General features: G+C 54.9%; 14 protein-coding genes. 11 read left to right on the top strand and 3 right to left on the bottom strand.

Going from position 1 to position 17,552, the window contains the following annotated elements; all coding sequences use genetic code 11:
- Positions 1–161: 161 nt before the first annotated feature.
- Positions 162–794 (bottom strand): glutathione S-transferase family protein, encoded by a 633-nt coding sequence (locus tag AC6I9Z_RS03055; protein WP_461457139.1) that lies wholly within the window; start codon positions 792–794, stop codon positions 162–164.
- 138 nt (positions 795–932) lie between these two features.
- Between AC6I9Z_RS03055 and AC6I9Z_RS03050 the strand changes: the two genes are divergently transcribed.
- The 3 genes from AC6I9Z_RS03050 to AC6I9Z_RS03040 all read left to right on the top strand — a co-directional run bounded on the left by AC6I9Z_RS03050 (position 933) and on the right by AC6I9Z_RS03040 (position 3,680).
- Positions 933–1,535 (top strand): phosphoribosyltransferase, encoded by a 603-nt coding sequence (locus AC6I9Z_RS03050; RefSeq protein ID WP_461457141.1) that lies wholly within the window; start codon positions 933–935, stop codon positions 1,533–1,535.
- A 2-nt stretch (positions 1,536–1,537) separates the two neighbouring features.
- The gene (locus tag AC6I9Z_RS03045; RefSeq protein ID WP_461457143.1) at positions 1,538–2,572 is read left to right on the top strand and encodes an adenosine deaminase; all 1,035 of its coding nucleotides are present in this window, start codon (positions 1,538–1,540) and stop codon (positions 2,570–2,572) included.
- Positions 2,573–2,663: 91 nt separating this feature from the next.
- Complete coding sequence (locus AC6I9Z_RS03040; protein ID WP_461457145.1) at positions 2,664–3,680, top strand: SDR family NAD(P)-dependent oxidoreductase; 1,017 nt, start codon at positions 2,664–2,666, stop codon at positions 3,678–3,680.
- Here AC6I9Z_RS03040 and AC6I9Z_RS03035 read toward each other — a convergent pair whose 3' ends face one another.
- Positions 3,681–4,265, bottom strand: coding sequence for an NADPH-dependent FMN reductase (locus AC6I9Z_RS03035; protein WP_461457147.1), 585 nt, complete (start codon positions 4,263–4,265; stop codon positions 3,681–3,683). It lies immediately after the preceding gene.
- 182 nt (positions 4,266–4,447) lie between these two features.
- On the opposite strand from AC6I9Z_RS03035, the gene AC6I9Z_RS03030 reads away from it, so the two are divergent.
- The 3 genes from AC6I9Z_RS03030 (at position 4,448) to AC6I9Z_RS03020 (ending at position 9,257) form a co-directional block, all read left to right on the top strand.
- Positions 4,448–5,608: an acyl-CoA dehydrogenase family protein gene (locus AC6I9Z_RS03030; protein ID WP_497811173.1), complete on the top strand. Its 1,161-nt coding sequence runs from the start codon at positions 4,448–4,450 to the stop codon at positions 5,606–5,608.
- A 190-nt stretch (positions 5,609–5,798) separates the two neighbouring features.
- A complete protein-coding gene (locus AC6I9Z_RS03025) occupies positions 5,799–7,013 on the top strand; it encodes an acetyl-CoA C-acetyltransferase (RefSeq protein WP_461457151.1) in 1,215 nt (404 codons plus the stop codon).
- 54 nt (positions 7,014–7,067) lie between these two features.
- Positions 7,068–9,257 carry a 3-hydroxyacyl-CoA dehydrogenase NAD-binding domain-containing protein gene (locus tag AC6I9Z_RS03020; protein ID WP_461457154.1) on the top strand — a complete coding sequence of 730 codons (2,190 nt, stop codon included), beginning with the start codon at positions 7,068–7,070 and terminating at the stop codon, positions 9,255–9,257.
- Positions 9,258–9,315: 58 nt separating this feature from the next.
- On the opposite strand, the gene AC6I9Z_RS03015 is transcribed toward AC6I9Z_RS03020, so the two are convergent.
- Positions 9,316–10,047: a TetR/AcrR family transcriptional regulator gene (locus AC6I9Z_RS03015; protein WP_461457156.1), complete on the bottom strand. Its 732-nt coding sequence runs from the start codon at positions 10,045–10,047 to the stop codon at positions 9,316–9,318.
- A 68-nt stretch (positions 10,048–10,115) separates the two neighbouring features.
- On the opposite strand from AC6I9Z_RS03015, the gene AC6I9Z_RS03010 reads away from it, so the two are divergent.
- Genes AC6I9Z_RS03010 through AC6I9Z_RS02990 form a run of 5 tightly spaced genes read left to right on the top strand, consistent with a single transcriptional unit; the run spans position 10,116 to position 17,547 of the window.
- Positions 10,116–11,948: an acyclic terpene utilization AtuA family protein gene (locus AC6I9Z_RS03010; protein ID WP_461457158.1), complete on the top strand. Its 1,833-nt coding sequence runs from the start codon at positions 10,116–10,118 to the stop codon at positions 11,946–11,948.
- 2 nt (positions 11,949–11,950) lie between these two features.
- Positions 11,951–13,573: an acyl-CoA carboxylase subunit beta gene (locus tag AC6I9Z_RS03005; RefSeq protein WP_461457160.1), complete on the top strand. Its 1,623-nt coding sequence runs from the start codon at positions 11,951–11,953 to the stop codon at positions 13,571–13,573.
- The gene (locus AC6I9Z_RS03000; protein WP_461457162.1) at positions 13,570–14,382 is read left to right on the top strand and encodes an enoyl-CoA hydratase-related protein; all 813 of its coding nucleotides are present in this window, start codon (positions 13,570–13,572) and stop codon (positions 14,380–14,382) included. Before AC6I9Z_RS03005 ends, AC6I9Z_RS03000 begins: the two co-directional genes overlap by 4 nt.
- Positions 14,383–14,392: 10 nt before the next feature.
- Positions 14,393–16,405 carry an acetyl/propionyl/methylcrotonyl-CoA carboxylase subunit alpha gene (locus tag AC6I9Z_RS02995; protein ID WP_461457164.1) on the top strand — a complete coding sequence of 671 codons (2,013 nt, stop codon included), beginning with the start codon at positions 14,393–14,395 and terminating at the stop codon, positions 16,403–16,405.
- Positions 16,405–17,547 carry an NAD(P)H-dependent flavin oxidoreductase gene (locus tag AC6I9Z_RS02990; protein WP_461457166.1) on the top strand — a complete coding sequence of 381 codons (1,143 nt, stop codon included), beginning with the start codon at positions 16,405–16,407 and terminating at the stop codon, positions 17,545–17,547. The genes AC6I9Z_RS02995 and AC6I9Z_RS02990 overlap by 1 nt, the downstream gene beginning before the upstream one ends.
- The last annotated feature ends 5 nt before the right edge of the window (positions 17,548–17,552 follow it).

Below are 17,552 nucleotides of genomic sequence, written 5' to 3'. Positions count from 1 at the left end.
CAGTGCTGAGTAAGCGGCAAGGCGGCGGATATTTTTTGTGCAGACATATTTTAAGAACTCCCTCGATTTGGGGGTGCCCTAGGGACTGCTTGTTCCAAGAATATGCGTTGTTCGTGACTCTGCTGTGACGGTGCTATTGCAGTTTTATGTTCTCACAAATGTCAACCTGATGCGAAGCTGTATTCTCCGCCTTTCTCAAGACCTCTCAGATAAGCAGGGCGCGATTGTAATTCCTTAACAAATGCGGCCAGCTTCGGATGTGTCTCGGCTCTGCCCTGAGCGATGGCCACTTCTGCCGGGAAGCTGAGCATGACGTCTGCAGCGCTGAGGCTATCGCCAATAAAATGACCGGACGGGCTAAGCTCGTTTTCCATGAAGTCGAAATGGCTGGTCAGCTGTTCGTTGATCCGCGGCATTAACGGCGCGCCGGCCTCTTCCAGCCGGCCCACATAGAGGTTCAGCAAAATTGGCGTCATTGCCGACCCTTCGGCAAAATGCATAAGTTCAAGATGACGAACATAGTCATCCGTCCCGCGCTCTGGCACATATTGCCCGCCGCCGTGATGCGCACAGATATGTTCGACAATCGCGCCGGATTCGATGATCATACGTCCGTCATCTTCAATCATCGGTGATTTGCCCAGCGGATGCAGCGCGGTCAGGCTGGGCGGTGCCAAATTGGTCTCGGTATCACGCTGATGGTGGCGAATCTCATAAGGGCGGCCGATTTCCTCAAGCAGCCATAATATCCGCTGGGACCGGCTATTGTTGAGATGGTGGACGATCAATGTCATTTTTGGCTCTCCGGGAAATATGGGTTTAACATGTGTAAAACAGCGGCTACGTATCTCCCTGCATAATGCTAATGCGACAATATCCTAGGATTTTGTTCGTGATAGCGTTCCCAAAGGCAGCCGGAGAATGTGATCAATATGGTCTCAGAAACACCCATCGTAAAAACATATATCACTGCCGACGCCTTGCTGTCGGACAGCTTTCGGCTGGGCATGCAGATATTGAAGAGTGATTTTTCTCCGACCCATATTGTCGGCATCTGGCGCGGCGGTGCACCGGTCGGCATTGCGGTGCAGGAGATATTGGAATTCCACGGCGTCTCGACGGATCATATTGCCATAAGGACATCTTCCTATTCCGGTATTGATAAACAGGAACGATCCGTGCGGGTATTTGCGCTCGGCTATTTGATCGATACGCTCAATCCGGAAGATAATTTGCTGATTGTCGATGATGTGTTTGACAGTGGCCGAAGCATCGAAGCGTTCCTCAAAGAACTTGGAGAGCGATGCCGCCATAATATGCCGAAGGATGTTCGGGTGGCCACGGTCTATAGTAAACCTTCGCGTAACAAGACGGCTCTGAAGCCCGATTTCTTCATTCACGAAACCGAGGACTGGCTGATATTTCCGCATGAGCTGGATGGACTGACCAAAGAAGAAATATGCGCAAATAAATCGGATGCCGCGGTCATTTTTGATGAAGAAGAAATTCCCAACCCTGTCATGATAAAGAGCTAGATATGTCTTTTGCATCCCCCGAACAGCGTCAAGCCTTCATTGCCGGTATTCCGAAAGCCGAACTGCATTTACATATTGAAGGATCGCTTGAACCGGAAATGATGTTTGCGCTGGCGCAGCGCAACGCCATCGACATACCCTTTGCTTCGGCCGAAGAAGTGCGCAAGGCCTATGCCTTCTCAAATCTGCAGGATTTCCTGGATATCTATTATCAGGGAATGAATGTCCTGCGCACCGAACAGGATTTCTATGACCTGACCATGGCCTATTTTCGGCGTATCCACGCTGACAATGCAATCCATGCCGAGATATTTTTTGATCCGCAGGGCCATACCGAGCGCGGGGTCGCCTTTTCGACCGCAATAGACGGCATATTGCGCGCCATGGACGATGCGCAATCGGACCTGCAGATATCCTCACAGCTGATCATGTGTTTCTTGCGCCATTTAAGCGAAGAGGACGCGCTCGCAACGCTTGGCGAGGCAACGCCTTATCTAGATAGAATCGCTGGAGTTGGGCTTGATTCATCCGAACTGGGTCATCCACCTTCCAAATTTTCCAAGGTCTTTGCCAAAGCTAAAGCCCTTGGCCTCAAGGCAGTGGCCCATGCCGGCGAAGAAGGGCCGCCGGACTATGTCTGGGAAGCCCTCGACATTTTGAAGATAGAGCGCATGGACCACGGCAACCGGTCATTGGAAGATCCTCGGCTTGTTCAAAGACTGCAAGACAATCAAATGACGCTAACTGTCTGTCCCTTGTCCAATTTGTCGCTGTGCGTAGTGGATGATCTTAAGGATCATCCGCTGAAAAAAATGCTGCACCTCGGCCTGCGCGCCACCATCAATTCCGACGACCCATCCTATTTTGGCGGATATCTGAATGATAATTACGAGGCAACGGCGTCAGCCCTGGACCTCGACAAGGATGACATTGTCGCGCTAGCCCAAAATAGCTTCCGCGGTTCGTTTCTCGACGAGGAAACCATTGCGCAATCTCTCCGCCATATTGACGACTATGTTGCGCGATTTGATGGATAAATGGGCTGAACCGAAGCCAGTTCATTGGAATTCTGTGTTTTTTGCTGTTACTGCGCCAGACAATGGTCCCGAATGACCGAGGAATGAATCTATGAACCAGATGGATGACAAATTGCATCATTCTAACACCATATTGGTTACCGGCGCAGCGGGATTCATCGGCCACGCGGTTTCTCAACAGCTGATCGCGCGCGGGGAGAGCGTCATCGGTATCGATAATCTGAATGATTATTATGATCCGAAGCTGAAAGCGGCGCGGCTTGAAAACTTACAGAAATTGCCAGGGTTTCAATTTGCCGAACTGGATGTTTCCGACGCCAATGGTGTCAGCAAACTGGTGCAAGAACATGCCGTGAAGCGCATCATCCATCTCGCCGCCCAGGCCGGTGTGCGTTATAGCATCGACAATCCATTCGCGTATCAAAAATCGAATCTGGAAGGCCATTTAAGCCTGCTGGAGGCCAGCCGCCATGCGCCGGATTTTGAACATCTGGTCTATGCGTCATCCAGCTCTGTCTATGGCGACAAACCGATGGGCGGCGCGGGTTTTGTAGAAGAAGAACCCGCTGTTGATCCTGTGTCGCTTTATGCAGCGACCAAACGCTCCTGCGAATTGATGAGCGCATCCTATGCAAAGCTTTACGGCTTTCCGCAAACCGGCCTGCGGTTTTTCACCGTCTACGGGCCATGGGGCCGGCCGGATATGGCCTATTTCGGATTCACCAAAAAGATCCTCGCTGGCGAGCCCATCGAAGTTTATGGCGAAGGCAAAATGGCCCGGGACTTCACCTATATTGACGATATTGTTGATGGTATATTGGGGTCTTTGGACAATCCGCCAGCCTCTGGCGAACATCGGGTCTTGAATATCGGTGACAGCCGGCCCGTCGGTCTGATGGACATGATCGAAGCGCTGGAGCAGGCACTGGGTATGGAAGCGGAAAAAATCATGCGTCCCATGCAGCCCGGAGACGTCACCGCGACCTATGCCGATGTGTCGAAACTGCATGCGCTGACGGGCTATGAACCGGAGGTCATGCTGGAAGACGGCTTAAAGTGCTTTGTCAGCTGGTATCGCGACTTTTACGGCAATTCACCGCCGGAATAATTATTGATCGAGATATTCTCGCCGGTGCGAACCACGCATAACCTGTTGGGCGACAAGGTGGAGCTGCTCGTTCACGCTTTCATCCGTACATAGTCCGTCTTTGAATATTCCGCCGGACGCATTGATCCCCACACCAAGCGGTGTCGGCCAGCCGCGCAGCGCATGAACAATCGAACGCATCGCCGCCAAGGTTGAACCCGTCGCTTGCCAGCCATAGGCGGTAACAATCAATCCGACGGGCAGGCCATCCAGATAGACCCGATCATCGCCCGCCGTTTCCTCAACATAATCAACGGCGTTTTTGACCAGACCCGAGATGGTCCCATGATAACCGGGACTGGCCAATATGATCCCATCAGCTCGGCGGACGGATTCTACAAGCGCCTTACCAGTTTCATTGAGTCCGGCAGGATCCGAAAGATAATGCGGAAGAGCGCAAAGCCGTTCCGATCCGAACAATTCTGTCTCAGCACCGGCTTCCGAAGCGGTCTTCAGGGCAATGGCCAATGCCTGTTCGGTCGAGCTGTGCGGATTGGTTGTGCCGCCAAGGCCCAATATGAATGGTCTGTCTTCATTTTTCGCCATTGAACCTCTTAACAAGGCTTTTCAAATAATTGCAACGGCCAACTGGGATCAGCGATCATGGCAAAAAGAACAGGTTGCAGCCGGTGTCCGGACCATGTTTTAATTGACCAGTTAAAGCCGATTCGATATCGCGCTTGACGGCCATATTGGCGCTTATCAGATAAATTCGAAGGATTCCTCCCATGCGTAAATTTACCGAAGAACAGCATATGTTCCGCGATGCTTATCGCCGCTTTCTGGCTGATGAAGTTGCTCCGCGCATGGACGAATTTCGCGAAGCAGGCATAGTCGATCGGGAAATTTTCAAGAAAGCTGGTGATCAGGGCTTCCTGATGATCTGGCCAGACGAAAAATATGGCGGGATGGGCGATGATGATTTCCGCTATGAGCAGATTATCATTGAAGAAACCACCCGGGCAGGCTGCGCCGAATGGTATAATACTCTGCATAGCCGTTTGGTTGGCCCCTATTTCAAGAATATCGGCAACGAGGAACAGCGTGAGCGTTTCCTGCCCAAATGCGTGAGCGGCGAAACCATCCTTGCCGTCGCGATGACCGAACCCGGCGCGGGCAGTGATCTCTCCGGCATGAAGACCACAGCGACTGACAATGGTGATCACTGGGTGCTGAACGGATCGAAGACGTATATCTCCAATGGCATCAATGCCGACGTCGTAATTGTTGCAGCCAAGATTGCCGGCCTTGATGACAAGCATGCGATGGTGTTGCTGATTGTCGAGCGCGGCATGGAGGGTTTTGAGCGCGGCCAGAATCTGGAAAAAATCGGTCTGCACGCTCAGGATACGGCCGAGCTTTTCTTCAACAACGTCAAGATTCCAAAAGAGAACCAGCTCGGCACACCGGGCAAGGGGTTTATCCATCTGATGGAAGGCCTCGCGGAGGAACGGCTGATCGGCATGGTTGGATATGGCGCCTCCGCTCGCCGCGCCTTTGACGTGACTCGTGAATTTGTCATGGAACGCGATGTGTTTGGCAAGAAGCTGTCGGACATGCAGAACACCCAATTCAAGATGGCCGAGATGGATGCCAAGATCGATATGCTGCAAGTCTATATCGACCATTGCGTCGAGGTGCATAACCAGGGCGGGCTCAATGCCAATATCGCGGCGAAGGGCAAGATGCTGGGCAGTGAAATTGAATGGGAAATGGCCGATCTGGGTCTGCAATTGCATGGCGGCGCGGGTTATATGAAGGAATATGAGATCAGCCGCATTTTCACCGATGCGCGGATGAGCCGCATCTATGCCGGCAGCAGCGAGATCATGCGCTATATTGTCGGCCGTGATGTGTTCAGCCAGAAATATCAAAGCATCCTGGAATAGGGCCTGACTCGAACAAGGTTCTGGCTTGAACAGGCGCCCGCCTCGGTTAGACTGATCAGAAGCAGAAGAAAGACAGGGCGAGTCGCCTATCTTTCGCGATTGACGTTTACGTAAACTGCTTGACTGTGCTGCAGCGCAACATTAACTATGCACTTAATAGTTCAGATTTTTTCAAAATAAGGAATATCGCATGACCGAAGCCTATATTTATGACGCTGTGCGCAGCCCGCGCGGGAAAGGCCGCAGCGACGGCAGCTTGCACGAAATCACTGCCCTGGATCTTGCATCTCAAGTGCTTGCTTCGGTCAATGACCGCAACGAACTGGACGGTCATGAAGTCGAAGATATTGCTTATGGCTGCGTCTCTCCCGTGGGTGAACAGGGCGCCGTGATCAGCCGTATGGCAGCGCTGAAAGCCGGCTATGCCGACACCACCTCCGCTATTCAGGTCAACCGTTTCTGCGGTTCTGGCCTCGAAGCCGTTAATATCGCAGCTGGCAAGGTTAAATCGGGCGAAGCGGATCTGGCCGTTGGCGGCGGCGTTGAGTCCATGTCCCGCATCCCCATGGGCAGCGACGGTTTGGGCGGCATGGCTGACCCCACCCTCGTTTTTCAGGAATATTTCGTGCCTCAGGGCATTTCCGCCGATCTGATCGCAACCAAATATGGCTATAGCCGCGATGATGTCGACGCCTATGCGGTTGAGAGCCAGAAACGCGCTGGCAAAAGCTGGGAAGAAAAACGCTTCGACAAATCCATCCTGCCAATCAAGGACGTCATTGGCGAAACCGTTCTCGACCATGACGAATTGATGCGTCCCGAAACCGACATGCAGTCTCTAGGTTCGCTTAACCCTGCGTTCCAGATGATGGGTGAGCAGATGCCCGGCTTTAACGATGTCGCGATCCTGAAGCATCCTGACGTCGAGAAAATGAATCATGTCCATCACGCTGGCAACAGCTCGGGTATTGTTGACGGTGCAGCGGCCGTGCTGATCGGTAACGAAGAAGCAGGCACAAAATATGGCCTGAAACCGCGAGCCCGGATTGTTTCCATGGCCTCTATCGGTTCAGAGCCCACCATCATGCTGACCGGCCCTGAATTTGCTGCCCAAAAAGCGCTTAAGCGCGCGGGCATGGATGCCAGCGACATTGATGTTTGGGAATTGAACGAGGCATTTGCCGCTGTGGTCCTGCGCTTCATGGAAGCAATGAATGTCGATCATAGCGATATCAATGTGAATGGCGGCGCGATTGCCATGGGCCATCCTTTGGGCGCCACGGGCGCGATGATCCTTGGCACGGTGCTGGACGAGCTGGAACGCTCCAACAAACAGACCGCTTTGTCGACGCTGTGTATCGGCGGCGGCATGGGCATTGCCACCATCATTGAGCGAGTGAACTAGAGCGCGGCGAGAGCCTCCAATCACTCCAATCCCATATTTAGCAGGACAAAATTCATGACTTACGAAACACTCACCGTCGATATTGACAGCGACGGCATTGCCCTTGTCACCATCGACCTTCCCGGCCAGTCGATGAACGTCTGGAACGAAGGCCTGATGGCTGACTTCCCGAACTTCGTCGACGAGCTGATTGCCAATGACGACATTAAAGGCGCGGTTATCACGTCGGGCAAGAAATCCGGCTTCCTCGCCGGTGCCGACCTCAACATGCTTGGCTCTTCCAAGGCTGAAACAATGAAAGAAGCCTTTGAGCAAGCCTGGGGATTGAACGCTATCTTGCGCAAGATGGAAACCGGCGGCAACAGTGCCAAAGACCTGCTGAAAGGCAAGGCGCATGCGAAACCTGTCGCTTGTGCAATCAACGGTCTGGCTCTGGGCGGCGGATTGGAGCTGGCACTGGCCTGCCATTACCGTGTCTGTGCCGATCATCCGAAATTACAGCTCGGCCTTCCCGAAGTGCAAGTCGGTCTGCTGCCGGGTGGCGGCGGAACCCAGCGTCTGCCGCGCCTTGCAGGATTGCAAGCTGCGGGCATGGCCATCATGATGGGTCAGCCGATGAATCCCCAAGCTGCTCTCGCACAGAAAATTGTCGATGAAGTCGTTCCTGCGGAAGACGTGGTCGCCAAGGCCAAAGAATGGGTTAAAGCCAATCCAAAGGCTTCTGCTCCGTGGGACAAAAAGGGCTGGAAATTCCCCGGTGGTGCCGGTTCCATGGACCCGCGCGCTGTGCCGCTTTACCTCGGTTCATCCGCGATGGCGCTGAAACAGAGCAAAGGCAATTATGAAGCGGTCAAGGCGATCCTGTCCTGTCTCTATGAAGGCTCAATGCTTCCAATTGACACCGCGCTCAAAGTGGAAAGCAAATATTTCACCAAACTGCTCACCGGCCCGCAAGCCAAGAATATGATCCGGACCTTGTTCGTGAACAAACAGGCCGCGGACAAAGGTGCTATGCGTCCCGAAGGCGTTCCACCGACTGATCTCAAGACCGTTGGCGTTCTCGGCGCGGGCCTGATGGGCTCTGGTATCACGCATGTGACGGCCAAGGGCGGAATGAATGTCATCGTCCTCGACCGCAATATGGAAGAAGCGCAAAAGGCGATCGACTATAGCCAGAAGATTGTCGACAAAGGCGTGAAGCGCGGCAAGATGACGCAGGAAAAAGCCGATGCCTTCATGGCGCGGATTACCCCGACCGATAATTATGACGATCTGAAAGATGTCGACCTGATCATCGAAGCCGTTTTCGAACGCCCAGATGTCAAAGCCGATGTGATCAAGAAAACCGAAGCAGTGATTGGCAAGGATGTGATCTTCGCCTCCAACACCTCCACGCTTCCGATCACCGGTCTGGCCAAAAACAGCGAGCGCCCCGATCAGTTTATCGGCATGCACTTTTTCTCACCGGTTGAGAAAATGCCATTGCTCGAGATCATCCCGGGTGAAGAAACCGGCGACAAGGCCCTGGCCGTGGCGCTCGACTATAACGCCAAAATCCGCAAGACGCCGATTGTGGTGAAAGATGTGCGCGGCTTCTATACCAACCGCGTCTTCCCGCCTTATGCCAATGAAGCAACCATGATGGTGGCTGAAGGCGTCAACCCTGCGCTGATCGAGAATGCCGCCATATCCATGGGCATGCCTATCGGTCCGCTGGCGATTGTCGATGAAACCACTCTGCAGCTTGGCTATGATATCATGACGTCAACCAAGGAAGAAATGGGCGACGCCTATGTTCCTAGCGGGACCGAGGATTTGATGGAGCTGATGGTCAAGAAGATCGACCGTCGCGGACGGCGTTTTGGCGGTGGTTTCTATGAATATGCCGACGATGGCTCCAAGAAACTCTGGCCCGGTCTGAAAGAGCATTTCCCGCTCGCCGAAGACCAGCCAACGGTTGAGGAAGTCAAGCAGCGCTTGATGTACATTCAGCTGATTGCCACAGCGCAATGTTTCGACGAAGGCGTTGTCTCCGATCCGCAATCTGCCGATCTCGGCGCGATCTTCGGATGGGGCTTTGCGCCATGGACCGGCGGCCCTATGAGCCATATCGACACGATTGGCGTCGACAATTTCGTGCGCACCGCCGATATGCTCGCCCAGAAATATGGAGAGCGGTTCAAGCCGCCGATGAGCTTCCGCGAAAAAGCGGATGCGGGTGAGAGCTTTTACAAAGCGGCATAAGCCAGCTTACAAAACGAACAGGAAAGGGCTCCTTCGGGGGCCCTTTTTATTGGGTCTTTTATTGGGGTAGCCGTCTGGCAAGCGCGTCAAATTGTTCGGAAAGCTGATCCAGTTTCGACGACAGGCTATCTAGCGTCACCCTGTCGGTTTCAATGGTGTCATACGCCACCGCATAATGGCTGTGGAACAGGGATATCATCTCATCCACAACTGGTCCCTGCAGCCGCTCTGTGCGGTCTGTATCCATTGTCATTTCAATCGACCGCGCGCTATATTCCAACGTGCCGTAAAATATATCACGCGCCTGCCAGAGCACCGCATCGCGCCGAAGTTCCCCGCGATCCTGTCCGCGCCGGAACAGACTATCGAACACCGCCACATAATGACGCAGATGATCGCGCGACACGCTGACTTCGCTATTATTGCGGCGCAAGGCAAAGGTCAGGTTGATAAAGTCCGCATTCGCAATAACGGTACCCAGGTGATATTCCGCCAGCGCCTGTAAACGTTCAAAAAAATCATCCACTTGCGCAGACGCCATGACCGCTTCCGCCTCCAAGGTCAGGCCATCCCAAAATTGCTGTAACACCGCCAGCATCAATTCCGCTTTGGATTCATAATAGCTATAAATCGTGCCTTCGCCGATGCTGGCGCGGCGGGCAATTTCGGACATGCGTGCGCCATCAAAGCCATGCTCAACAAAGACGCCACGCGCGGCTTCCAGAATAGCGCGCTCCTTGCGCTCCAGCTTGGCACGCTGTGTCTCCGGATTGGCTGCTTTGGTGGTCAAAACCTGTCCCTTATTGAGCTTGACTCGAAAATGCCGAGTGCTATTCAAATAGCCATAGGAGACTCGATGTGTCAAATGACAAGATCATCCGGATTGGCGGAGCCAGTGGTTTCTGGGGCGAGTCCGATATGGCGGTGCCGCAGCTTTTGAAAGCAGCTGAGAATGGCAGCGGTCTTGATTATATCGTCTTCGATTATCTCGCGGAAATTACCATGTCGATCATGGCGCGGGCCCGGGCGAAAAATCCCGATCTCGGCTATGCGACCGATTTCGTCTCTGCAGTGATCAAGCCGAATATTGGCGCTATCGCCAAACAGGGTATCAAGCTGATCTCCAACGCTGGCGGTACCAATCCGGTTGCCTGTGCAGCGGCCGTGCGCGAGGTGATTGCAGAAGCCGGGCTGGATATTAAAGTCGCCGTTGTGACTGGCGATGACCTGACCGCCCGTGCGGCGGACTTTGCCGGCGCTCATGAAATGTTTTCCGGCGAAACTTTTCCAGACCCGAAGAACATCGCGAGCATCAACGCCTACCTCGGTGCTTTTCCGATTGCAGCCGCTCTCGATCAGGGAGCAGACATAGTGATCACCGGCCGCTGTGTTGATAGCGCTGTGACACTCGGAGCCTGCATCCATGAATTTGGTTGGAGCCGTGATGATCTGGACCAACTGGCAGGCGCCAGCTTGGCCGGACACATATTGGAATGCGGGCCGCAAGCGACCGGTGGCAATTTCACAGACTGGAAAAGCATCGCGGACAGCATGGACAATGCCGGCTACCCGATTGCAGAAATTTCCAGGAACGGCAGCTTCATCGCCACCAAACCGCAAGGCACAGGCGGTATCGTCAATATCGGCACGATCGGCGAGCAGATGCTCTATGAAATTGGTGATCCGCAAGCCTACATGCTGCCGGACGTGGTTTGCGATTTCAGCGCGGTGACTTTGGAGCAGATAGGCGATAATCGCGTCGCCGTTTCCGGTGCCATCGGCCATGCCGCGCCGGACAGTTACAAGACCTGTGCCACCTACTCCGATGGCTGGAAGATGGTCGCGCCGTTTTTCTTCATCGGCATGGACGCGAAAAGAAAAGCAGAGAGCTTTGCCGAAAATGCTCTCAAGCGGACACAAGCCAAATTGCGCGCGTCCAATGCCGGTGATTTTGACGAGGTGCTGATTGAGACACTAGGCGATGACAGTCATTTTGGTGCCTTTGGACAGGCTGCGGAAACACGCGAACTGGTTCTGAAAATCGGCGTCAAACATCGCGATCCGAAAGCAACTATGTTGCTGCTCAAGGAAGCAACCGGCATGGGCCTCGCCACGCCGCCGGGATTGGCGCTGTTCGCTGGTGGGAGGCCCAAGCCCTCCCCGGTAGTGCGGCTGTTCTCCTTGCTGGTGCCGAAATCGGAAGTTTCGCTTTCCGTGACGGTAGGCGATGATAGTCAAGAATTTGCTGAAGCCAAGGGAGCGGCTTTTAATACCGCATCCATCCAGCGCCCTGATCCACCTGCTCAGCCTGGCAACGCAGAGCCAATGACAGACGTGCCGCTGGTCACCCTCGCCTGGGGCCGGTCCGGGGACAAGGGCGACAAATCAAACATCGGCATCTTGCCGCGTGACCCGAAATTCGCGACCTATATCTGGGCGGCACTGAGCGAGGAGAAAGTGCGTGAACGTTTTGCCCATTTCCTCGCGAAACCCGACGCGCCGGACAGCGTGGAACGTTTCTATATGCCCGGCACCGGTGCGATCAATTTTCTGCTTCATGATATTCTCGGCGGCGGCGGGGTTGCATCCATGCGTAATGATCCGCAGGGTAAGAGCTATGCTCAGATCCTGCTCGCCGCTCCCGTTTCCATACCGCAATCACTCCAATCTTCTTTGGCAAAGGCGCTTTGACCATGCCCCAGTTTAAATCCAAAATTTCCACGGCTTCCGAAAGCTTTGCTCAGAATCGCAAGGACATGCTGGCACTGATCGACCAATTGCGCAGTCTGGAAGAGCGCGCCGTGGCGGCATCCGAAAAACGCCGCCCGACTTTTGAAAAACGCGGCCAGCTGACCCCTCACGAACGGCTGATCCGGTTGCTTGACCCCGGCATGCCGTTTTTGCAGCTTTACAACATGGCCAATTATCTGGTCGAGGATCCCAATCCCGACACCAGCATTCCCGGCGGCAGTGTCATTCTCGGCATCGGCTTTGTCAAAGGCGTGCGATGCATGATCTGGGTTGATGACAGCGGCATTCGCGCAGGTGCAGCAACGACTGGTGGATGGGATGCGTCAAAGGGCGCGCAAAAAATGGCGCAGGATTTGAAACTGCCCTTCATCCATCTCGTCGAGAGCGCGGGCGCGAACCTGATGGAATATAAAGTCGAGCTATGGGCCTATGGCGGGATGCTGTTCCGCAATCTCGCCTGGCTGAGCGCAGCGGGTATTCCCACAATGGTAGTCCTGCACGGCCCCTCAACCGCAGGCGGCGCCTATATGCCCGGAATGTCCGACTATGTGATCGGCGTGCGCGACAATGGCATGGCGGCCTTGGGCGGTGCGGCCTTGGTCCATGCGGCAACCGGCGAAGTGGCCGATGACCGCGAACTGGGCGGCACGGAAATGCATGCCAGCACGACCGGCACTGTCGAATATCTGGCGGATGATGATGCGCACGGCATCGAGATTGCCCGCGACACCATGGGGCGGATTGACTGGAACAAGAATACCGCGCCGATCCGGCAGAATGATTACGACGAACCCGTCTATGATATTGACGAAATCGCTGGCATCGTGCCCACCGATTACACCATCCCCTATGATGTCCGTGAAGTTGCGGCACGAATTGTCGATGGTTCCGATTTTGAAGAATTTAAAAGCCGCTATGGCCCCGGCACCGTCTGTATGCAGGCGAGCATCATGGGCCATGCGGTCGGCCTGATCGGGAATAACGGCCCGTTCGATCCCGAGGCCGCGGCCAAGGCAACGCACTTTTTCCAGCTTTGTGATCAGTCCAAACTGCCGATCATCTTCCTGAACAATACCACCGGATATATTGTGGGAACGGAGTCCGAACATAAAGGCATGATCAAACTGGGCAGCAAGATGATCCAGGCGGTGTCCAATGTGCGTGTGCCGAAGCTCTCGCTCTATATCGGCGCCAGCTTTGGTGCAGGCAATTACGGCATGAGTGGTGTCGCCTTTGAACCGGATTTTCTGTTCTCATGGCCCAATGCCAAAACCGGTGTGATGGCGGGCGCCTCTGCCGCCAATACCATGAGCCACGTGGCAAAAGTGCAGGCCCAGCGCAAGGGCATTGAGCCCGACGAGGAAGCCATTGCCAAACAGAACCAGCGCATCCGGGATATTTTTGAAGCGCAGGAGAGCGCTTTCTTCACGTCCGGCCGGGTGCTCGACCATGGCGTTATCGATCCGCGGGACACGCGCAAAGTGCTTGGCTTTGCGCTGGAGACAATTTTTGAATCGCAGAACCGCACGCTTCACCCCAACGCTTTCGGAGTTGCGCGCATATGACCGATCTTCCTGAAACCAAAACGCTGGAGCTTGATCTTCGGCAAGGCTGGCTCACCATCTGGTTCAACCAGCCGGATAATCGAAACGCCCTGAGCGACGCCTTGGTGGCAGAATTAGCCTCTGTTTTAAAAGGCGTTCGTGATGACCGGACGGTCAGGGGCATCACCTTGCGCGGACGCGGCGGGGTGTTTTGTGCCGGTGCGGATTTGAAAAATTTCAAGGAGAATTTTCAGGCGAGTGGGGACCGCGAAGCGACCATCACCATGTCAACAGGGGCGGCGGAAATATTCGACCTGGTCAATACCGCACCGCAAGTGGTCATCGTCCTGATCGAGGGCGCAGCGATGGCAGGCGGATTTGGCCTGTCCTGCTGCGCCGACGTGGTCATCTGCGAATCTGGTGCGCGTTTTGCAATGACCGAAACCGCGATCGGTGTGACGCCAGCACAGATATCGCCTTTCGTCATTCAAAAGCTTGGTTATGCAACCGGCCGCCGGTTGATGCTGACCGCTGCGCGCTTCGACGGCACACAGGCGCATGAACTTGGCTTTGCCGATTTCATTGCGGATGATGTTCCCGGGCTTGAAGCCATAGAGATGCAGCTCAGGAAACAGGTGCTGGGCGCAGCGCCCGGCGCCGTGGCCGCAACCAAGGAACTGCTTGGCCAGATCGCGGGCAAACCGCGCGAAGAGGTGATCCGCCTCGCCGCCGAGAATTTCGCAGACCGCATGGTCAGCGACGAAGCCAAAGAGGGCGTCGCCTCCTTCTTTGATAAGCGCAAACCCAACTGGGTTGTGAAACCGGAATAAGGAACCAGAGATGACACAAATATCCACCCTCCTTATTGCCAATCGCGGTGAAATTGCCTGCCGCGTCATGCGCACGGCCAAAGCTCAGGGCATCCGAACGGTTGCGGTCTATTCCGACGCCGACGCCGATGCGCCCCATGTCCGCATGGCTGATGATGCGGTGCATATCGGGCCCGCGCCGGTCAATGAATCCTATTTGCTGATTGATACAATCATCCAGGCCGCGAAAGACAGCGGCGCCGATGCCGTTCATCCCGGCTATGGTTTCCTGTCCGAAAATGCGGCTTTCTCACAAGCCTGTGCCGACGCCAATATCATCTTTGTTGGACCGCCCGAAAAAGCCATAGATGTGATGGGTGACAAGGCGCGTTCCAAACGCGCGATGATCGAAGCAGGCGTCCCTTGCATGCCCGGCTATCAGGATGATGATCAATCCGATGCAACTCTGATCGCAGAAGCGGAAAAAATTGGCGTACCGCTGATGGTCAAGGCCGCCGCGGGCGGTGGTGGCCGCGGCATGCGCCTGGTCCATGATCAGGATGAGGTTCCCAATGCGATCAAACTCGCGCGATCGGAGGCGGAAAATGCCTTTGGCAATGGCGAGCTGATTCTTGAAAAAGCGATCATCAAACCGCGCCATGTCGAGATTCAGGTTTTCGCCGACAGCCATGGCAACACCATCCATCTGGGTGAGCGCGATTGTTCGGTCCAGCGGCGGCACCAAAAAGTCATTGAAGAAGCGCCCTGCCCGGTCATGACCGAAGAACTGCGCGCCGAAATGGGTGCGGCGGCCGTGGAAGCGGCCCGCGCAGTCGATTATCGCGGCGCGGGTACAGTGGAATTTCTGCTCGATCAATCCGGCAGTTTTTACTTTCTCGAAATGAACACTCGGCTGCAGGTAGAGCATCCGGTAACCGAAGAAATAACCGGCCTCGATCTCGTCGCGCTGCAGCTCAAAGTCGCGCAAGACGACAAATTAGGGCTCAGCCAAGAAGATGTCACACTGACCGGCCACGCTATGGAAGTGCGGCTCTATGCCGAAGATCCCGCCGATGATTTCCTGCCCAGCACCGGCCATATTGACCTTTGGCATCCATCGGAAAATGCCCGTATCGACAGCGGCATTGCCACCGGTGGCGAAGTTTCTCCTTTCTACGACAGCATGGTTGCAAAGATCATCACCCATGGCGCAACCCGTGAAGATGCGCGGCGGCAAATGGTCAAAGCCCTGTCCCAGACTGCCCTGTTCGGTCCGAAGACCAATCGTGATTTCCTGATCGATTCACTCGGCAAACAGGATTTTATCGACGGTCAGGCAACCACCGCTTTCATTGCTGAAAATTACGGCGAAGAAGGTGTTGATCTGGGCGAACATAGCTTTGACGCTTTTGCCATCGCTGCTGTCTTGCAACACAAACTGCGCCAGCAGGCGGCGCATGGATTGGCGCTCAACGTGAATCCGGAAATGTTGGACTGGTCAACCAATGCCAACCTGCAAACCGTAACCCAGTATGCTAGCCTTGGCGAAGCGACCGATAGTGATGGCGCCATCCATGTGCATGTTCGCAAGCCCGGCCATTATCATGTCGAAGCTGCTGGACAAGAGGCACAGATTGCGCTGCTGGCCATAACCGGTGACACCGCGAAACTGCGCGTCAATGGCCGGACGGTCGATGCCATTTATCATGCCGGCGGCCGCAATCTTCATCTCGCGCTGCCGCAGCGGTCGCTGTCGGTCACCGATATGACGGGCCTGAGCGCCATGGAGGATATGGCTGGCGGCGGCACGGTGGTTGCACCGATGCACGGCCTATTACTTGAGATACTCGTAGAGCAAGGCGCGGCTGTGGCAAAAGGCGACAAGCTGGCGGTTTTGGAAGCGATGAAGATGCAGCATGAGATTTTGGCAGAGATTGATGGCACCGTCGAAACCGTTGCGGCTGTCGCTGGAAACCAGATTGCGGCCGATGACCTGATCATGGAAATTACCGCTGATGAGGCGGGTGAAGAGGACGACGCGTGATGAAAAACCCGATTTGCGACATGCTGGGAATTGAGTTCCCGCTCGTCGCGTTCAGCCATTGCCGCGATGTTGTCGCTGCGGTTTCGAGAGCGGGCGGCATGGGGGTTTTTGGCGGCGTAAACTGCACGCCCGAAACGCTTGAAGAGGAACTGAGCTGGATTGACGATCAGGTCGATGGCAAGCCTTATGGCCTGGATATCATTGTCCCCAATAAGGTTGAAGGCAAAGGCGAACAGATCGATGTCGATACGACGCTGGCGATGATTCCCGATGAACATAAGCAATTTTCCAAAGACATCATGGCGCGTCATGGCGTCGATCCCGGTGACTTGGAAGAGCTTCGCCGGGAACATGCGGTCGGTGCAGATAATCTACGCGGCGGCAATGCGGGGGCCTTGCTGGAGGTTGCCTTTCAGCATCCAATCAAGTTGATTGCCAATGCGCTTGGCATACCGCCGCAGGTCATGACCGATATGGGGCGGGAACATGGTGTGCCAGTGGCTGCGCTTATCGGCACCAAGGAACATGCGATGAGCCAGGTCGCCGCTGGCGTCGATATCCTGATCGCAGTGGGCGGAGAAGCGGGCGGTCATACCGGCGATGTCGCGACCATGGTTTTGATACCGGAAGTATGTAACGCCTTGCGTGATATTGGTGATGATACACCGGTACTTGCTGCAGGCGGTATCGCTACAGGGTCCCAAATGGCGGCCGCTATGGCCATGGGTGCAAGCGGCGTATGGTGCGGATCGGTCTGGCTGACCACGGCAGAGGCTGAAACCAATCCGGTGGTGAAAGAAAAAATGCTCAACGCCACGTCGCGCGATACGGTCCGGGCGCGCTCCCGCACCGGCAAACCATCGCGGCAATTGCGATCCCCCTGGACCGATGCTTGGGAGGCGGAAGAAGCACCGCGACCACTGCCCATGCCTTTGCAATCATTAGTTGCCGAACCGCCGCTCCGATCTATCGACAAATTGAGTCAGGGCGACAATCAGGGTGCGAAAGATCTGTCAACCTATTGGGTTGGGCAAGGCGTCGGCCTGATGAACCAGCCTATGTCGACCGCTCAGGTGGTGCAGGAATTCAAGGAAGATTTTATCGCCGCCTATGAAAGGCTTGCCGCCAATCTGGAAGAATGAACGGG

It is taken from the genome of Parasphingorhabdus sp., assembly GCF_059726685.1.
This window is presented reverse-complemented; position numbering and strand designations above follow the sequence as displayed.